Annotated in this window: 16 protein-coding genes and 1 pseudogene; 7 read left to right on the top strand and 10 right to left on the bottom strand. The window is 64.7% G+C overall.

The window, feature by feature from the left end; translation table 11 throughout:
• Window positions 1-341 precede the first annotated feature (341 nt).
• Complete coding sequence (locus LJE91_16495) at window positions 342-569, bottom strand: hypothetical protein (GenBank protein MCG6870266.1); 228 nt, start codon at window positions 567-569, stop codon at window positions 342-344.
• Window positions 570-752: 183 nt separating this feature from the next.
• Between LJE91_16495 and pyrF the strand changes: the two genes are divergently transcribed.
• Both pyrF and LJE91_16505 read left to right on the top strand, forming a co-directional pair.
• On the top strand, window positions 753-1,499 hold the full coding sequence (gene pyrF, locus LJE91_16500; GenBank protein ID MCG6870267.1) for an orotidine-5'-phosphate decarboxylase: 747 nt from the start codon (window positions 753-755) through the stop codon (window positions 1,497-1,499).
• Between the two features lie 180 nt (window positions 1,500-1,679).
• Window positions 1,680-2,750 (top strand): COX15/CtaA family protein, encoded by a 1,071-nt coding sequence (locus LJE91_16505; protein MCG6870268.1) that lies wholly within the window; start codon window positions 1,680-1,682, stop codon window positions 2,748-2,750.
• 65 nt (window positions 2,751-2,815) lie between these two features.
• Here LJE91_16505 and LJE91_16510 read toward each other — a convergent pair whose 3' ends face one another.
• Both LJE91_16510 and LJE91_16515 read right to left on the bottom strand, forming a co-directional pair.
• Window positions 2,816-3,583: an SDR family NAD(P)-dependent oxidoreductase gene (locus LJE91_16510; protein ID MCG6870269.1), complete on the bottom strand. Its 768-nt coding sequence runs from the start codon at window positions 3,581-3,583 to the stop codon at window positions 2,816-2,818.
• A pseudogene (locus LJE91_16515) lies at window positions 3,565-3,829 on the bottom strand (hydroxymethylglutaryl-CoA lyase). Before LJE91_16515 ends, LJE91_16510 begins: the two are co-directional and overlap by 19 nt.
• Window positions 3,830-4,056: 227 nt before the next feature.
• Between LJE91_16515 and LJE91_16520 the strand changes: the two are divergent.
• Window positions 4,057-4,626 carry a DUF4892 domain-containing protein gene (locus LJE91_16520; GenBank protein MCG6870270.1) on the top strand — a complete coding sequence of 190 codons (570 nt, stop codon included), beginning with the start codon at window positions 4,057-4,059 and terminating at the stop codon, window positions 4,624-4,626.
• Between the two features lie 22 nt (window positions 4,627-4,648).
• Here LJE91_16520 and LJE91_16525 read toward each other — a convergent pair whose 3' ends face one another.
• Both LJE91_16525 and LJE91_16530 read right to left on the bottom strand, forming a co-directional pair.
• A complete protein-coding gene (locus LJE91_16525; GenBank protein ID MCG6870271.1) occupies window positions 4,649-5,050 on the bottom strand; it encodes a hypothetical protein in 402 nt (133 codons plus the stop codon).
• An 84-nt stretch (window positions 5,051-5,134) separates the two neighbouring features.
• Complete coding sequence (locus tag LJE91_16530) at window positions 5,135-5,710, bottom strand: hypothetical protein (protein ID MCG6870272.1); 576 nt, start codon at window positions 5,708-5,710, stop codon at window positions 5,135-5,137.
• Between LJE91_16530 and LJE91_16535 the strand changes: the two genes are divergently transcribed.
• Complete coding sequence (locus LJE91_16535; protein ID MCG6870273.1) at window positions 5,681-7,135, top strand: hypothetical protein; 1,455 nt, start codon at window positions 5,681-5,683, stop codon at window positions 7,133-7,135. The two genes, LJE91_16530 and LJE91_16535, sit on opposite strands and share 30 nt — an antisense overlap.
• 36 nt (window positions 7,136-7,171) lie before the next feature.
• Here the strand turns inward: LJE91_16535 and dacB are convergent, their stop codons facing one another.
• Window positions 7,172-8,599: a D-alanyl-D-alanine carboxypeptidase/D-alanyl-D-alanine-endopeptidase gene (gene dacB, locus LJE91_16540; GenBank protein ID MCG6870274.1), complete on the bottom strand. Its 1,428-nt coding sequence runs from the start codon at window positions 8,597-8,599 to the stop codon at window positions 7,172-7,174.
• 401 nt (window positions 8,600-9,000) lie between these two features.
• On the opposite strand from dacB, the gene mazG reads away from it, so the two are divergent.
• The gene (gene mazG, locus LJE91_16545) at window positions 9,001-9,786 is read left to right on the top strand and encodes a nucleoside triphosphate pyrophosphohydrolase (protein ID MCG6870275.1); all 786 of its coding nucleotides are present in this window, start codon (window positions 9,001-9,003) and stop codon (window positions 9,784-9,786) included.
• Window positions 9,787-9,848: 62 nt separating this feature from the next.
• Here the strand turns inward: mazG and LJE91_16550 are convergent, their stop codons facing one another.
• From LJE91_16550 to LJE91_16560, 3 genes are all read right to left on the bottom strand, one after another.
• Entirely contained in the window at window positions 9,849-10,859 is a 1,011-nt protein-coding gene (locus LJE91_16550) for a zinc transporter ZntB (protein MCG6870276.1), read from the bottom strand.
• 255 nt (window positions 10,860-11,114) lie between these two features.
• Window positions 11,115-12,374: a D-amino acid dehydrogenase gene (locus LJE91_16555; protein MCG6870277.1), complete on the bottom strand. Its 1,260-nt coding sequence runs from the start codon at window positions 12,372-12,374 to the stop codon at window positions 11,115-11,117.
• 197 nt (window positions 12,375-12,571) lie between these two features.
• Window positions 12,572-13,420 (bottom strand): SDR family NAD(P)-dependent oxidoreductase, encoded by an 849-nt coding sequence (locus LJE91_16560; GenBank protein ID MCG6870278.1) that lies wholly within the window; start codon window positions 13,418-13,420, stop codon window positions 12,572-12,574.
• A gap of 105 nt (window positions 13,421-13,525) precedes the next feature.
• Here LJE91_16560 and LJE91_16565 point away from each other — a divergent pair, with 105 nt between their 5' ends.
• Complete coding sequence (locus LJE91_16565) at window positions 13,526-13,834, top strand: zinc ribbon domain-containing protein (protein MCG6870279.1); 309 nt, start codon at window positions 13,526-13,528, stop codon at window positions 13,832-13,834.
• Between the two features lie 237 nt (window positions 13,835-14,071).
• Window positions 14,072-15,841 (top strand): aspartate--tRNA ligase, encoded by a 1,770-nt coding sequence (aspS, locus tag LJE91_16570; GenBank protein ID MCG6870280.1) that lies wholly within the window; start codon window positions 14,072-14,074, stop codon window positions 15,839-15,841.
• Window positions 15,842-15,858: 17 nt separating this feature from the next.
• Here the strand turns inward: aspS and pilW are convergent, their stop codons facing one another.
• The gene (gene pilW, locus LJE91_16575) at window positions 15,859-16,983 is read right to left on the bottom strand and encodes a type IV pilus biogenesis/stability protein PilW (GenBank protein ID MCG6870281.1); all 1,125 of its coding nucleotides are present in this window, start codon (window positions 16,981-16,983) and stop codon (window positions 15,859-15,861) included.
• Between the last annotated feature and the right edge of the window lie 314 nt (window positions 16,984-17,297).

The following is a 17,297-nucleotide window of genomic DNA, read 5'->3' on the forward strand; positions in this document are numbered from 1 at the left end:
GGCCTCGAACGATCTGGATCGGCCCGCAACGATGCCGGGATTTCGTCCTGGGCATCCAGGCCCCGAAGGCAATCGAAGGGAGAAGACGGTAACGTGGATGGGATGACATCCTTCTCGACAAGCAAGCGGCATATCGCAAAACCCGATGACCTCATCCAGTCCGCTCGGTTCCGCGAAGACCCTTGGGTGGGTAGCGATGCGGATGGTACCGCTCGATACCTGTGGCGCCATGGCGTAGTGCGAGTCTCCGTTGACGACACCGTCGAGGCCTGCGCGGCAGATTGCGTGGTCCTGGGAATCGGCACGGAAGGCATGCAGGAGGATGTTGACATCGGGAAGGATCACCGCCCGTTCATGATCTCTTCCATGTCCGCCGAACGGTTGAGATCGATGCCTGGCAATACACCGCCGGACGCGTTCGATATCGGCAGGTCGATCTTCTCGAGTTGGTCGGATTTCGGTGTGGCCATGACCAGCGTCAGGGCGTCCTCGATAAGGGATGTCAAGCTGCGACCCTCATCCGCCGCGCGTTTTCTCGCGCGCCGAAGGAGATCGTCCCGTATTCTCACGGTTGTCCTCATGCATCAAGACATATCGACGGTGCATCGGTAGGTCAAAGCGCGTATGGCGCGTTCGACCGTTTTTCGCCGTAGTCGTTCGACGAGGCATGGCGGATAATGCGAGGCGGCGGCCTGCACGAATTCGATCCCCATCACGGTCACGATGCCCGATCGTTTCCCCGGAGACCCCCTATGAGCAGCGACCCTGCGGAAGCGAACTACCTGTCGACGAAGGACATCCCTTCGGACGAGCGCCTGATCTTCGCCCTCGACGTGCCCGGAACCGACCAGGCGAGGCGGCTGGTCGAGCATCTTGGCGACAGCGTCGCCTTCTACAAGATCGGACTGGAACTGTTCATGTCCGGCGGCTACTTCGAACTCATGGCGTGGCTGACCGGGCAGGGGAAGAAGGTCTTCGCCGACCTGAAGTTCTTCGACGTGCCGCAGACCGTGCGTTCGGCCGTCAGGGCGCTCAGCCGGACCGGGGCGACATTCGCCACCGTGCACGGGAACGACGGCATTCTCAGGGCCGCCGCCGAGGACAAGGGGGGGCTCAAGATACTCGCGGTCACGGTGCTCACCAGTCTCGATCAAGGGGACATGGAGGACCTGGGGTTCCAGGCCAACATCCGCGACGTCGTCCTGTCGCGCGCGCGGCGGGCACTGGAGGTCGGCTGCGACGGGGTGATCTCCTCGGGCATCGAGGTGCCGTATCTACGCGAGGCGCTGGGGCCGCGCCTCGCCGTCGTCACGCCGGGGATCCGGCCGGTGAAGAACATCGACGACCAGAAGCGCACCGTGGATGTCGAGGAGGCGTTCCGAAACGGCGCCGACTACATCGTGGTCGGGCGGCCGATCAAGGAACCGAAGGACTTCGACTCCCCACGCGAGGCGGCGGAGAGCATCCAGGCCAGGATTACGCGTTTGTTCGCACGATAGCCGGTAGCGGGAAGCCACCGCATCGAGTCGGCACCGGGGTCGCGAATTCCGCATCCACCGGTTTTACCACTCCGGATATCGCCTTCAACCGGGTTATACTCTGCGTCTGCTTTTTATTCGATTCTGGCTGCTTGCCGGACGCATGACGTCCGCCTCAATGGATTGGCAGAGGAAGTTCTCATGGATGCTATCGGTCACAATAACGCCGCGGGCGATTCGCTCGACCGTCTCGAAGTCAGCAGAAAATGGATCGCCCTGTGGCTCTACGTCTGCTGCGCGTTGATCTTCGCGATGGTCGTGCTGGGCGGCGTGACGCGCCTGACCGGTTCGGGACTGTCGATGGTGGAGTGGAACCCGGTGTTCGGGATCGTGCCGCCGTTGAACGAGACGGAATGGCAGGAGGTCTTCGACAAGTACAAGGCCTCACCCGAGTATCGCAAGGTGAACCTCGATATGGACGTGTCGGGATTCAAGCGAATCTTCCTGGTCGAGTACGCACACCGCGTGCTGGGCCGGCTGATCGGGATCGTCTTTCTCCTTCCCCTGCTGTTCTTTTTCGCCACCCGCCGGATTCCTCCGGGGTTGACACCGAAGCTGGTCGCGATGTTCGTACTGGGCGCATCGCAGGGCCTCCTGGGCTGGTACATGGTGAAGAGCGGTCTGGTCGATGATCCTCACGTCAGCCAGTACCGTCTCACCGCCCACTTCATGCTGGCGGTGGCGATCTATGCCTACATGCTCTGGGTCGCCTTCGGCCTGTGGCCCGGTCGGCCGGCGGAGGAACCGGCCCGCGGTAGTCTGAGAAGACTGGCCTACGGCCTGATCGTCCTGTTGTTCGTCACCATGACCTCGGGTGGTTTCGTCGCCGGACTCAAGGCCGGCAAGGCCTACAACACCTTTCCCCTCATGGACGGGAAACTGGTGCCGGACGGTCTGTTCGAGATGCAGCCCTGGTACCTGAACCTGTTCGAGAACGCGACCACGGTGCAGTTCAATCACCGCATCATGGCCGTGCTGGTGTTTTTAATCATCCTGGACCTGTGGTCGATGATGCTTGGCATGGAGGCCCCGCGCCGGGCCCGCATCGCGATTCATCTGTTGCTGATAGCGATCCTGGCGCAGGTCGCGCTGGGGATATCCACGCTGCTGCTGCAGGTCCCGATCCCGCTTGCATCCGCCCATCAGGCAGGGGCGCTGTCGCTGCTGGCCATCACGCTATTCAGCGCCCACCAGCTACGCGGGTCGACGTGACGAAGGGATCCGAACCGGCGACCGGCGGTCCCCAACCGGGCGCGAATCCGCGGGTGTCGACAAGGTTACATGGCGGGCATGCGCAGCCCGCCGTCGAGACGGATCGCTTCACCGTTCAACATCGGGTTCTCATAGATGGCGAGCGCCAGCGAGGCGAATTCATCGGGATCGCCCAGGCGCGACGGGAAGGGGACGGACTGGATGAGATGCTCGCGGGCGGGTTCGGACAGGCTGTCCATTGACGGTGTGTGAAAGACACCCGGTGCGATCGCCATGACACGAATGCCGAAGCGCGCGAACTCCCTGGCCATCGGCAGCGTCATGCTGACTATCCCGCCCTTGGACGCGGCGTAGGCGGTCTGACCGACCTGTCCCTCCCAGGCGGCGATCGAGGCGGTGTTGACGATCACCCCTCGCTCGCCGTTGTCGTCCGCACCGTTGAGCTGCATCGACCAGGCGGCGGCACGGCACACGTTGAAGGTCCCGACCAGATTGACTTCGATGACCCGGCGGAAGTCCTCTGTACGGTAGAGACGGTGGCGGCCGATGACGCGGGTCCCGTCCATCACGCCCGCGCAGTTCACGGTCAGCGAGATGTGTCCCAGCGCATCGGCGGCTGACCGTATGGACGCGTCGACCGCTGCAGGGTCGGTTACATCGGTGGGCAGGAAATGCGCATGCTGGCTGAACTCCTCGGCCAGGGCCTTCCAGCCAGCTTCGTTCACGTCCATGACCGCGACCTGACCGCCGGACTTGAGGATGCGGCGCGTGACCGCCAGTCCTAGGCCCGATACGCCACCGGTGACGACGGCCCTCAACCCGTCGAGTCGCATGGACTCGTTTCCTTCGCGCGCATTGCGCGTGCCGCTCTTCTGCCTGCAGCCCGGTCGGGCAATGCGCAGATGCCGTTTCCGATCCCGGCCGGCGCCCCCGGATCGACGCCGGTCTCGATGTCCATGCCTTGCAACACGTTAACGAGTTCCTCGGTTGTGACGTTGCCCCCCTGCTCCCGGAGCATAGGAGCAACCCCCCAGTCCTGCAACCGAGGCATCCGCTGTACGAACGCCCAGTCCAAGGGCGACGGGTCTATTCGCCGGCGGGTCCGATGTCCCCGGTCTCGTTGTCACCGGTTCGGAAGCAGGCCGCAGGGGAATCAGCTTGATCGTCCCGGGGGGACTGCCATAATAAAATAGATCCGACTGTGCCGAAGGGGCGCAGTTGCGTCGATTTTCCCGCTGGGCCCAACCAGCCCGGCATTCACGTCACCGGTGTTCGCGCCGGGGGACCGCAGGAAGGGGGAGACATCGTGTTCCAGAGATTTTGTGGCTTGATCGCCCTGATCCTGCTGGCGCTCGCCGGCGTGACGGCTGCCAAACAGGACGAATCCGGGGATATCGACCCGCCGATGGCCGCGCGCTTTCCGGAATCGGTATTGATCGATCATGCGCGGAATGATCACGGGGAATACCGATTCGTGACCGAAGTGAGCGACACCGGTGGCGAGATCGGCGGCCGGGTCGTCCGGGGCGAAGTCACGCGCTACCTGTACCGCCAGCCCGAGGCGACGCCGATCTTCCTGATCCATGGCCACTACCGGAAGGCGTTGAAGGACGCCGGGGCGGAGGTGGTTTTTCACTGCTCGAACGAGGCCTGCGGACCGGCCGAACTGGCCGAGAAATGGCGCCGTGTCACGGGTCTTCGTTCGAAAAGCGGCGACGACTGCGAATACATCGCCGCCAGACTCGAAGGCGAACATACCCGGTCCTGGATTGCGCTGATGATCGGCTCGGAGCTGACCGAGATCGACGTGATCGAGCAAGCAAAAGACAAGCCCCAGGAATCGAAATCCGCGGCACCGCCTGCCGCCGCGAACTGAGCGGCCCGCGGGTGGCTACCCGTTACAGGTCCAGCGGCACGTCGATCTCCCGGGTGGTGTCGTCGCAGGTGACGCGGAACGACAGCAGCCAGCGGCCCGGCATGTGGAGCTTGATCCCGTCGATCCGGAATTCATGCGGCCCAACGGGCGTCGAGCGGGGAAGCGTGTTCATCCCGTGGCCATGTCCGGGCATGGCGGCGTCGAAGTCCAGCGACATTGCGCTGCATTCGTCCGGGGCCGTTTCCACCAGGACCCGGATGCTGGTCAGCTGGTTCGTCATAAAGACGGTTTGCGCTTCGGGCGGTACCGACGTGACCCTCACCGAAACCTCGCCGTCCGACGATTGCCAGGGCCCGGACTCGGCGCAGTGCAAGGTGCCCGACAGCAGCAGAAGGCCAAGTAGCGGTGGCAGCGTTCCGTTCATGAATCGTCATCCATTGGTCTGGTTTTCCGGCGCAGGGATGGAGATGACCCTGCGGTCACCACCGATACGGCGGCGGGCCGCGGGTCAGTGAATCGTCAGCGAGATCTCCGTCCGTTTTCCCGACATGTCCCCGGGCGAGGCGGGTTCGGCCTCGCCGTGAACCTTGACACCCAGCCTGAAGTCCTCCGGCAGCGACTCGAGGAACGGCAGTTCGACGATGAGCCGTCCGGGCGGTTCCGCGCACCGTGCCTCGGACTGAATCCGTACCGCGACGAAACTGACGATCCCGACGGGCTTGCCCCATTCGCAGGGTTTGCCGTCGGACAGCATTGGTTTCTCCCCCAGGGTCTCCAGAAACAGCTTCCGGTTGAACTCGTCCGAGCTTTGAATGGCTTCAAGCCCGAGCGCCTTGCGTACCGCGCTGTAGGGTAACTGCAGGGTCACGCGGAGCCGGTCCCTCAACGGTTCGATGTCCAGGTGGCCCACGGTCGATGGCGGGCCGCTCGCCGTTACGGAGACTGGAAACGAACACAAGAGGACCGCGATAATCAGGCTACGCCGCCGCAACCGTCTTCTGCCGAGCCATCCAGCAGCCGGGGCGCGAAACCTGGCGCGCGATTCCGGGGGGGCATGAGCCGAGATACGGTGTTTTTCTGTCATTCGGTCCTGATGTTCGCCCTGTTCGTTTCCCCGGTATGGGCCTTCGCAGGAGAAATGTCCGCCGGGGGATCGTCTGCCTGCGGGCAGGATTCGCCCGACGCCGCGTTGTGGCGGATTGTACAGGACTTCGCCCGGGACGATGAGCCCGACCCCGCACCCAGCGCGACGGCCGCGTTGGGCCGCGCGCTGTTCTTCGACCGCCGCCTGTCCCGCAACGGGGAGGTGTCCTGCGCAAGCTGCCACGTCCCGGAGCTGGGTTTCACCGACGGCCGGGTCGTGGGGGAGGGTCTGTCGCAGGTGGAGAAGAACACCCCGACCTTGCTCAACGTCTACCGCGGAGGGTGGTTGTTCTGGGACGGCAGGGCCGACTCGCTGGAATCGCAGGCACTGCAGCCGCTGGAGAATCCACGCGAGCACGGCTTCACCCGCACCGAGGTCGTCAATCTGCTGGCGAGGCGCTACCGGGACGCCTATGCGTCCGTGTTCGGTCCCTTACCCCAGCGGCTCGTCGGGGCGGTACCCCTGCCGGCGGCGATGCCCCCGGGGACCCGGATCGACGTTTCCGCCAATATGCTCGACTACGGACTCGCCACGCTCGGCGACCTGACGGTCTTCAATGGGATCGTCGCTGCGGCGTCCGCGGCCGGAGAAAGGCCGTCGGCCTACGTGCTCGGTCACTACATCGACGCGCCGGTCCCGGAAAGCGCGCGTTCCCTCCATGCGGCCTGGACGGAACTGCCGAAAGCCACCCGCCGGGCCGTCGACCAGGTCTACGTCGATGTGGGTCGGGCGATCGCCGCCTTCGAGCGGGGCCTGGTGGCGAATGGCTCGCCGTTCGACCGCTTCTCAAGGGGTTGGAAGGCGGACTGCGATCCGCAAAGCGCATTCGTCGACGGGTTTGGCCGGCGCGAACTGGCCGGACTCAGATTGTTTGCGGGACCGGGGCAATGCCTGCTGTGCCACAACGGCCCCGGTTTCAGCGATGGGCAGTTTCACAACATCGGCCTTCCCGATCGCGACAGGCGTCCCGACTACGGCCGGACCGCGGGTGTGCCACGGGTCCTGGCGGATCCGTTCAACTGCCGCTCGGAATACTGGCGGGGAGAGGCCCGTATCGCGGAATCGGAAACCTGCCGCGAGGCGGGCTTCCTCGACACCGAAAACCCGGAGATGCTCGGCGCCTTCAAGACACCGACCTTGCGCAACCTCGCCCTGACCGCGCCCTACACCCACGACGGACGCCTTGCCAGCCTGCGTGAGGTCCTGCTCCACTACAACGCACTCGACGCAACACCGGCCATCGGGCACACCGAGGAAACCCTGAAGCCCCTGAATTTCGACGGGCAACAGCTCGCAGACCTGGAGGCGTTTCTGCTGTCCCTAACCTCCCCCGCGGCGGCGGTTGTCGGAGGGATCCGCCCGTGATACGGGTTCCCGGGTCTCGCGGACCGGGTGCGGAGGCTAGCGGGCATAGACCCATTTCAGGACCTCGTCCTGGATCGCCTTCGCGGTGGTCTTGCGCAGCCCTTCGCGATTCAGGAAGACGACCACGACATAGAGCTTCTCGCCCGAGCTCAGGACATACCCCGCGCTGGCGCTGACGTCGTCGAGGCTGCCGGTCTTGATGTGGGCGCGTCCGGAGATCGGCGATTCGCGCAGTCTGCGGTACATGGTACCGTCCATCCCCGCCAGGGGTAGCGATGCCATGAACTCAGGCTGGTAGGGGCTGCGATAGGCGGTGAGGAGCAACTGTGCCATGGCGCGGGCGGTGATGCGCGTGTCCCGCGACAGTCCCGAGCCGTTATCGACGTGCAGGCCGGGCAGGTCGAGGCGCCGCATCGCCAGCCAGTCGCTCAGGGCGCGGCGGCCCTTGGCATAGGTGCCGGGTTCGCCATAGGCCTCGACGCCGAGTGTCAATAGCAGGGTTCGTGCCATCACGTTGCTACTGAATTTGTTGACACGTCTGACGATCTCGCTGATGGGCGGCGATTCAAAGGTCATGATCTCCCGGGCCTCCTCGGGCGTCTCGCCGATCCGAAGGGAACCCTCGAGGGTTCCGCCCATCTCTTCCCAGAGCTCGCGAAATACCCCGTACGCCTTGGCGCAGGGGGTGAGTACGACACGGTTGATGCTGGCTCGACCGCAGCCTTCGGGATACTTGCCCGCAAACAGCACGGTCCCGTCGGCATCGCCATTCTGGACCTCCATCTTCATGCGTCCGAACGAACCCCGGCAGGAACCGGACGTGTAGCGCAGGCGGTTCCTGATGGTCAGGTTGGCCAGCCGTGGTGAAGTGGTGATGTCGACGCGCCGGTGCTCGTCGTCGGGGTTGAAGGTGAACCGCACCGACTGGAAATTGACGAGCAGGGCACTGGGTTGTGCGTTGTAGCTGCGGTGGGGTTTGCCGTCGAAGGCGGCCGGGTCCTCGGGCTCGGGGGAGAAGACGTGATCGTCGATGACCAGGTCGCCAGCGATATGCGACAGCCCCGTGTCGCGCAACTCGCGCAGAAACTTCCACATCCTTTCGGTGACCAGGAACGGGTCGCCACCTCCCTTGAGAACCAGGTCTCCCTGCAGATATCCATCGCGCATCGGACCGTGGGCCAGGGCGGCCGTCTTCCAGGTGTAGGCGGGTCCGAGGACGTCCATCGCGGCGAACGTGGTCAGCAGCTTGATGGTAGAGGCGGGGTTTCGTGGCGTGTCCGCCCGCCAGGCGAGAACCGGCTGGGTGCTCGACACGTCCTGGACGTAGATGCTCAGGGCGCTTGTGGGGATCTCGTGCCGCTTGAGCAGCTTCCCGACCTCGGCGGGAAGCGCGCTCGCACCGTACAGCGCATGGGCCGGCAGCAGGAACGAGAGCAGGGCCAGCAGGACGGTGCGGCCTGACATGGTGCTGATGACTCTCCAGCGTCGAGTGAATCGTGCACCGGTAACGGGCAACGCCCCTGATTGCCCAGCGATGCGAGGGAAAGCGATCCGCTGCCAGTCGATCGTACCCGGAGCACGGGGTGTAACGCAAACGCGTCTCGCACGCGCTGTCGCCGTTATCGGTTACGCCAGTCGAACATCCGAAAGGACGAACAGGACGATGCTATGCTAAATAGCCGATGCGCGGGGGATCGCCAACACCATCCATCGGCATATCCCTTCTGCGCCATCGCGTGCCGCATCGACCCGTGGACATTCGGTCCCAGAATAGAGGAGTCCCGCCGGCAATGGTCCCGGGGTACTCTCGGCATGCCCCGGGGAGGGTATGCATCGATTCATCAATACAGCCGCAGGGCGGATGCATGGACAATATCTGTCGCCTAGCCGTGATCATGTCGTATCTCAGGGACCCGGAGTTCGGGTGTCCATGGGATCTCGAGCAGACGATGAAGACCATCGCGCCCCACACCATCGAGGAGGCCTACGAGGTGGCGGATGCCATCGAGCGGGAGGACTACCGGGATATCAGGGACGAACTCGGCGACCTGCTGCTGCAGGTGGTCTATCACGCCCAGATCGCGAACGAGCAGGACCTGTTTTCCCTTGACGACGTCGCACGGTCGATCAGCGACAAGCTGGTCCGGCGTCACCCGCATGTCTTCGGCGACGCACCCATCGGCAATCGTCAACTCCGCGAGGCGTGGGAGGCGCAGAAGTCGCGCGAGCGGGCGGGGCGTTCGGGTACCGAAGAAATCGGCGCATTGGCCGGTGTTGCGCATGCCCTGCCTGCGCTGATGCGCGCCTCGAAGCTGCAGGGCCGTGCCTCGCGCGTCGGTTTCGACTGGACCGAAACGATGGAGATCTTCTTCAAGATCGAGGAGGAACTGGACGAGCTCAAGCGGGAGATGGACGAGGGCGCCGGGCAGGATCGGATCCGGGACGAGATGGGCGACCTACTGTTCGCCCTGGTCAATCTTGCCCGTCATCTGGAACTGGATCCGGAACAGGCCCTGCGGGGTGCCAGCGACAAGTTCGAGCGCCGGTTCCGCGAACTGGAGAGGTCCGTTGAGGCGACGGGACGCACGGTGCGCCAATGCACCCTGGAAGAACTTGACGAATTCTGGGAATCGGTGAAACGCAAAGAATAAGGGGCCTGTCCGCCTGCAAGCGGATCGTCAGGCGCGCGGATCCCCGTCCTTGCCCTGCGCGGTTACAGCCAGCGGCGCCAGTGGAAAAAACCGACGATAGCGACAGCCGCGACCGCCATTCCCGCCAACAGCCACGCAAAGGATGCCGGATTCTCGGTGCCGGGTATGCCACCGACGTTCATTCCGAGCAGGCCGGTCACGAAACCGAGCGGCAGGAATATCGCCGCGACGATGGACAGGACGAACATGCGCTGGTTCTGCTGCTCCGCGACGATGGACTGCAGCTGTTCCTGTGCGACCATCGCTCGCTCGCGCGCCAGGTCCAGGTCCTCGACCAGCCGGCGGAACTGGTCCGTCTCCTCGCGCAATTGCAGGTGCCTACGCTCGTTCAGCACCGGCGACGTTTCGCGTGACAGACGTTCCAGCGCGTCGCGTTGCGGCGAGAGATGACGACGCAGGACCGCACACTGGCGTCGCAGGTGACCGAGGTCGTTACGCAGTGCCGCGACGCCGTGACCGTCAATGGACAACCCCCCTTCCAGGGCGTCGATTTCATCCTCGAGTTGGTTGACGACCTCGCCGGCCCGAAAGCCGAGACGATCGACCATCCGGACCAGGAAGCTGCCGCTATCGACCGGCCCGCGACCGCTGTCGAGCGACTGCTGGAGGTCCTGCACCGCGGCCAGGCGGCGCCGGCGCGACGAGATAATCAGGCCCGGCTCGAGCCAGATCCGTATCGCGACCATATCGTCCGGATCTGCGCCCGGATTGGTGTTGACGCCGCGCAGGATGACCAGCAGGCCGTCATCGATCTGGTCACTGCGCGGACGGGTCTCGTCCAGGCACAACGCATCCTTCACGTACGAGGACAGGCCGTCAACCCGGTCGAGCAGCGTTTCCACGCCCGGCTGCGTGATATCGAGATGCAGCCACAATGGTCCACCCTCCGCCGCGCCCGCATCGATACCGGCGGACCGCAAATCCATCCATCGCCCGCGGCCGTCCAGCAGGCCGGCAGACAGCAGCCCCGGCGAGGCAGCCAGGTCCGCGGCGCCGATCGCCAGCCTGCTCATGCACCGTCCACAGTACCGCCCGGCTCGCGGATCTCGACCAGTTTCGATGCCGGATAGCCCCTGAGATCGGAGTTACGTTCGTTCATGTCATTCGTCCAGCCGGGGCCCGCCCGACTTCATGCCTCACCAATACTGCCAGAAGCCCCGTCGAATCGCACCGGCTTCCGGTCGCCTGCCTCGGGTGCCCGGGGAATCGGGGAGCACAGTAGGGGCCGGTTCCGACGCGGGCTTCCGGCCCAGCGCGGCAGGCAGCGGCTACCGGTCCCGCCGCAGCGGCTCGTAGTCCCCGGCGTCAATCTCAGGTTCGTCCCCCGCAACAAGGTCAGCGACCAGTCGACCGGACCCGCAGGCCAGCGTCCAGCCCAGGCTGCCGTGGCCGGTATTCAGGAACAGACCGTCGATCGGGGTCCTGCCGATCAGGGGAACGCCGTCGGGTGTCATCGGGCGAAACCCCGCCCAGTAGGTGCCCGCCCCCTGCCTTTCGGTCAGCGAAGGGAACAGCTCGAAAGCGGGGGACAAGACCGAACGGGCACGGGCCCCGGGAACCGTGGACCCCGACCCGCCAAGGTCGGCCCCGCCCGCGATGCGCAGCGTGGCGCCCAGATGACTGGTCACCAGTCGCCGGGTCTCGTGGATGAGATTGACCCTCGGCGCCACATCGTCCGGTCGCAGCGGCAGGTCCAGGGAGTACCCCTTGACCGGATAGACAGGGAGATCCAGACCGGCCTCTCGTACCACGGCGCTACTCCCGGTGCCGAGCGCCAGAATGACGGCATCCCCCGCGATGTTCCCGCGTGTGGTGACCACCGAGCGGACCGCCGGTCCGGATAGTTCGATCCCCGTGACGGGTGTGTCGAACAGAAACCTGACGCCGCGTTCCGCGCATCGCCGCGCGAGTTCCCGGGTGAACTTTGCGGCGTCGCCGCAGGCATCGTCGGGCGCATGGATGCCGCCGTGGATATGGACCGAGGATGCCGACAGGGCCGGCTCGAGCGCCAGGCAATCCGCCGCGTCCAGAAGCGCCTGCCGGATGCCGAGCCCGCGTCTCGATTCGACCCGTGTGGCGGCGTCCGCCAGCGCACGGGGATCGGTAAAGACGTGCAGCGTGCCACGGGCGCCCCAGTCGAACTCGAGGTCCGCCGCCTCGCGCAGGTCTCTTAAGGCAGCAAGACTGTACAGCCCAAGCCTCGCGACCCGCCCCGTATTGCCCCGTCGCGTGGTTTCGTTGCAGTTCTTCAGGAATCGCCAGGTCCAGCGCCACATCGCCGGGTCCGCGCGGAAACGGACCCGCAACGGTGCGTCCCTTTGGCCGATCCAGCGCAGCAGTTGAAGCGGCAGCCCGGGGGCCGCCCAGGGCTCCGGGTGACTGACGGAGATCTGCCCGCCGTTCGCGTGGCTGGTCCCTTCGGCGGCTCCTTCGTGACGCTCGATGACCGTGACGTCGAGCCCCTTTCGCGACAGATACCAGGCGCTCGTCACGCCGATGACGCCGGCACCGAGTACGATGACGCTCAACGGAGCTCCAGTGACGCGGGGCGATTCACGTCCTTCGAAATTCGTTCGGCGGGTTCATGCCCCGGGCATTCTAACCCAGCCGCTTCCCGGCCCATCTCGAAAACTGGAGTTTATGACGATCCTACCCGGATTGTTGTAAGGCGTAGATGGTGGAATGCGCTGCGCATTCCACCTGAGGCGTCTGCGGAACCCCGGCGTTACCGGGTCTCCGCACCGGAGATGCGAAGCAGGAGCCGGTCCATCATCCGGACCGGCAGCAACCGCTTCAGGGTGCTCAGCGCGTAGGTGGGAAAGGTCACGTAGTAGCGTGCACGGGGTCGGTGAGACTCCAGTGCATGGAGGAGTCTTCTGACGACCGCATCGGCCGGGAGCGTGAACGGGGCCGCCGGACCCTCACGGGCGAGTCGCTTCAGGTTACCCCGGTAACGATCCCGAAAGACGCTGTTGCCGATATCGATGTTCTCCCGGAACTTCTGCAGCGCGTTTGCCCTGAAACGCGACTCGACCGGTCCCGGCTCGATGAGGCTGACGTAGACCCCCGAACCCCGAAGCTCGAGCCGCAAGGTGTCGCTCAGGCCTTCCAGCGCGAACTTGCTCGCGCAATAGGCGCCCCGGAAGGGCAGGGCGATCAGGCCGAGCACCGAGCTGTTCTGAACGATTCGTCCCTCGCCCTGGGCGCGCATCACGGGGATGAGCCGGTTGGTCAACTCGAGCAGGCCGAAGAGGTTCGTTTCGAACTGGGCACGCAACACCTCGCGCCTGAGATCCTCGACCGCACCACCCTGCCCCCAGGCGGCGTTGTTGAACAGGCCGTAGATCCGGCCCTCGGTACGTTCCAGCATCTCGTCTGCCGCGCTGTGGATACTGCGTGAATCATCCATGTCGAGGCGTAGGGTTTCGAATCCCTCTTCCCGCAGGCGCACCACGTCGGCCGGCCTTCGCGCAGAGGCGAAGACGCGGAAACCGTGTTCGTGCAGGCCGCGGGCCGCCGCATAGCCGATGCCGCTGGAGCATCCGGTGATCAGTACCGGCCTCGGGGTCTTCATCGACGGGCGCCTCCTGACATGCACGGGATCAATACCGTATTTTCTGTGCGCGGCAAAAATAGAATGCATACATAATAGGGCAAGCCAGTATGGAGCGACCTGTCGATGCCTATCTATGAATACGAGTGTGAGGCCTGTGGACACCACCTGGAAGCGATCCAGAAAATCAGTGACCAGCCGTTGTCGATCTGTCCTTCGTGTCACGAGCCGGCGCTGAGAAAATTGATTTCCGCGTCCGGGTTCCGGCTGAGCGGTTCCGGCTGGTACGAAACGGATTTCAAGACCAAGGGTAAGCGCAACATCGCCGAACGCGATTCGAAGGCGCCTTCCTCGGACAAGAAGACCGAGTCAAAGTCCAAGACCGAGACCAAGACCAAGACCAAAACCAAGACCGCGTCCGGGAACGACAAGTAGAACGATACGCCGTGGCAAAACGTCAACCGGAGTGCCGGCTTCGACCCCGTTCGCCGCATCGTATCGGTTCCGTTTCGCCGGTATCAGGGCGGGAGCTTGCGTGCTCATTGGGCAGTGCGTAACATCCCGCCCCTTCGTTTCCATCTCAGTCTTAAGTTCGCGCCAGCCACCCCCGTCCGGTACGCGCAGCCACGCGCCGGCGCCAAGGTTCGCGCAGCTAACCCGGGGCACGGCGGCATGCGTACTCACTACTGCGGAGATCTCCATTCCCCACACGTCGGTCAGGAGGTCAGTCTGTGCGGCTGGGTGAACCGCCGTCGCGATCACGGTGGCGTCATCTTCGTCGATCTGCGTGACCGGGAAGGACTGGTGCAGGTCGTGTTCGACCCGGACGATCCCGCGACCTTTACCCTGGCCGAGCGCATCCGCAACGAGTTCGTGCTGCGTGTCACGGGTCGCGTCCGCCCGCGTCCCGAGGGGACGAAGAACCCGGACCTGCCGACCGGGGACGTCGAGGTCCTTTGTCGCGGTCTCGAGGTGCTGAACGAGGCCGATACCCCGCCGTTTCAGCTCGACGACGATGACGTCAGCGAGGAACACCGCCTGCGCTACCGTTACATCGACCTGCGGCGGCCCGCGATGCAGGCGAACATCCGGACCCGGGCAAGGGTGGTCAATACGCTGCGCCGGTTCCTCGACGAGCGGGGTTTTCTCGACATCGAGACCCCGATGCTGACCCGGGCGACGCCGGAGGGTGCGCGCGACTATCTGGTCCCGAGCCGGGTGCATCAAGGGGCCTTCTATGCCCTGCCGCAGTCGCCGCAGCTGTTCAAGCAGCTGCTGATGATGAGCGGCATGGACCGTTACTATCAGATCGTTCGCTGCTTTCGGGACGAAGACCTGCGCGCGGACCGCCAGCCGGAGTTCACCCAGCTCGATATCGAGACCTCGTTCCTCGACGAGGATGGCATCATGAATCTGATGGAGGCCATGATCCGCGATCTGTTCAGCCAGGTGCTCGACGTCGCGCTCGACGACCCGTTCCCTCGCATGCGCTATGCGGAGGCGATGCAACGGTTCGGGACGGACCGCCCCGACCTGCGCATCGATCTCGAGCTGGTCGAACTGACCGAGGCGATGAAGAACGTCGAATTCAAGGTGTTCTCCGGTCCCGCGAACGACCCGAAGGGCCGGATCGCGGCGCTCAGCGTGCCGGGCGGCGCCTCCCTCACTCGCAAGGAGATCGACGGCTACACCGAGTTCGTCGGGCGGTACGGGGCAAAGGGGCTGGCGTATGTCAAGTGCAACGACCTCAAGGCCGGTCGAGACGGGCTGCAGTCGCCGATCCTCAAGTTCCTGCCCGACGACGTGGTCGAGACGATCCTTGCCGGGACCGGCGCGGCCGACGGTGACCTGATCTTTTTCGGCGCGGACAAGGCGAGCGTCGTCAACGAGTCGCTCGGCGCGCTGAGGGTACAGGTGGGTCGCGACCGGGGTCTGGTTCGCGAAGGCTGGCGCCCCTTGTGGGTCGTGGACTTTCCGATGTTCGAGTGGGACGAGCGGGACAAGCGCTGGTCGTCGCTGCACCATCCCTTCACCGCACCGGCGGTCGAATCGGCGGCGGCGCTGGAAGGCGATCCGGGCAAGCTCCTTTCGAGGGCCTACGACGTCGTGCTGAACGGTGTCGAGGTGGGCGGGGGATCCATCCGTATCCACCGCAGCGACGTGCAATCGGCGGTATTCCGGCTGCTCGGCATCGGCGAGGAGGAGGCCCGCGCGCAGTTCGGTTTCCTGCTGGATGCGCTCGAATACGGTTGCCCACCCCACGGCGGGATCGCGTTCGGCCTAGACCGCCTGGTGATGCTGATGACGGGCAGCGCCTCGATCCGGGAGGTGATGGCGTTTCCCAAGACCCAGACCGCGCACTGTCCGTTGACCGGCGCGCCGGCGACCGTTAGCGAGAGTCAGTTGAGGGAGCTGAACATCCGCATCCGTCATACCGCCTGATGGAGGGGCGGCTCGCGTCAATGCGCGCCGCGGATTTCCTCGTGCACCGTGGTGAACTGGACCACCGCGGGTTGCTCGCCGCGCAGCGCGGCGGGCACCGCGTCGAGGGCCTGTTCGGCCTCCGCACGCGAGACGAAATCCCCGTAAAGGAGGGTATAGCGCAGGTTCCCCTCGGACCCCGTCTGGTAGTAGGCGAAAGGACCTTTCAATCGGGGTGCGTCCTGCGATCGGGGAAGCCCGCTCGAGCTGCCGCTGCGCTGCAAACGCACGGTGTAGTGGGCCGGTTCCCGGGTCATGATCCAGAGTTCGCGATGCAGTTCGGATTGCCCGACCGTCATCGGGGTGGTGGCGGGCCGGGCAGGCAGGGACTTGACGGCGGCGGGTTTCGGAAGCGGTTGCTTCCTCAGCGCCTGGACCTCACGTGTCAACGGGCTTTTCGGAAACTGCTGTTCGAGCAGGCCCGCGTAGCGCTCGAACTCGGCCCGGTTGCCCAGCGCGTGTTCGATCCTGGCCCCCAGCAGCAGCACCTTGTCGTTCGCCCTTGCGCGCTGGGTGTAGTCTTGAAAATCACGCTGGGCCTGGGGGTAGCGCTTTCTGTCGAAATTGAGGCGCGCCATCTGGAAGTAGGGGACCGCCAGACCCGGGTCCGCCTCCATGGCCGCCCGGAAATACTGGGCTGCGCGAGGGGGGTCCGGCATCTTCGCCGCACAGAGACCCGCATTGGTGTAGGCCACACCGCGCGCCTGGGACGAGGGGGAATCCGCGGCCCGGACGAGGGTCGACTCCGCGAGTTCGTAGCGACCGTCACGGCACAGGAATGTCCCGTAGCGTAGCAGCCACTTGTCGTCGTCGGGGGCGAGTTCGAGCGCATGCCGGTAGTACTTGTCGGCCAGTTCGTATTGTCCGTTGCCGGCGTATATGTTGGCTGCGACACCCCAGGCGTCAGGCAGCGTCGGATCCTGCTCGATCGCCAGTTTGATCTTGTGCAGCGCGAGTTCGGTGTCGTAAGTCCGGGACAGCTCCTCGGCGGCGCGGACATTGCGCTCTGCCAGAGTCAATTCCGGTTCCTGTGCGTCCTTCTCCGGAGAGGTGCTGCAGGCGCAGAGCGCCGCGGTGATCGTGATGGCTATCAGTCGTCGCAAGCGTGTTTTCCCGTTATGACCTGCGGATCGCGAGACCTGAAACAAGTGCATCGTGCCAGATTGCAGAACATCAGGAAACAGGCAGAATACGCAGTGTTCTATACTTTCGATAGTCGCGGTACCCGTGACTATCGCCTAAAGCCTAAGTTTAGGCGATTGTCGGAAAATGGCATACCGGATCGCGCCGGGTGAGCTGCGAAGCAGTGAACGGCTTGGGCAGGAAGCCCAAGACCGGTGCCCAAGCAAAGCAGGGACAGCGCCGCGCCGGGATCGTTCGTCATCAAGACGCGACAACCGCGGGAATGGCCAGAGTA

This window comes from Gammaproteobacteria bacterium, assembly GCA_022340215.1.
Lineage (GTDB): Bacteria > Pseudomonadota > Gammaproteobacteria > JAJDOJ01 > JAJDOJ01 > JAJDOJ01.

Excerpts from the sequence above, each read along its gene's own strand:
- dacB (MCG6870274.1), bottom strand. The coding sequence starts at position 8,599 with ATGTCAGGCCGCACCGTCCTGCTGGCCCTGCTCTCGTTCCTGCTGCCG.
- LJE91_16505 (MCG6870268.1), top strand. The coding sequence starts at position 1,680 with ATGGATGCTATCGGTCACAATAACGCCGCGGGCGATTCGCTCGACCGT.
- LJE91_16535 (MCG6870273.1), top strand. The coding sequence starts at position 5,681 with ATGAGCCGAGATACGGTGTTTTTCTGTCATTCGGTCCTGATGTTCGCC.
- pyrF (MCG6870267.1), top strand. The coding sequence starts at position 753 with ATGAGCAGCGACCCTGCGGAAGCGAACTACCTGTCGACGAAGGACATC.
- aspS (MCG6870280.1), top strand. The coding sequence starts at position 14,072 with ATGCGTACTCACTACTGCGGAGATCTCCATTCCCCACACGTCGGTCAG.
- LJE91_16525 (MCG6870271.1), bottom strand. The coding sequence starts at position 5,050 with ATGAACGGAACGCTGCCACCGCTACTTGGCCTTCTGCTGCTGTCGGGC.
- LJE91_16550 (MCG6870276.1), bottom strand. The coding sequence starts at position 10,859 with ATGAGCAGGCTGGCGATCGGCGCCGCGGACCTGGCTGCCTCGCCGGGG.
- LJE91_16510 (MCG6870269.1), bottom strand. The coding sequence starts at position 3,583 with ATGCGACTCGACGGGTTGAGGGCCGTCGTCACCGGTGGCGTATCGGGC.
- LJE91_16560 (MCG6870278.1), bottom strand. The coding sequence starts at position 13,420 with ATGAAGACCCCGAGGCCGGTACTGATCACCGGATGCTCCAGCGGCATC.
- LJE91_16565 (MCG6870279.1), top strand. The coding sequence starts at position 13,526 with ATGCCTATCTATGAATACGAGTGTGAGGCCTGTGGACACCACCTGGAA.
- LJE91_16530 (MCG6870272.1), bottom strand. The coding sequence starts at position 5,710 with ATGACAGAAAAACACCGTATCTCGGCTCATGCCCCCCCGGAATCGCGC.
- mazG (MCG6870275.1), top strand. The coding sequence starts at position 9,001 with ATGGACAATATCTGTCGCCTAGCCGTGATCATGTCGTATCTCAGGGAC.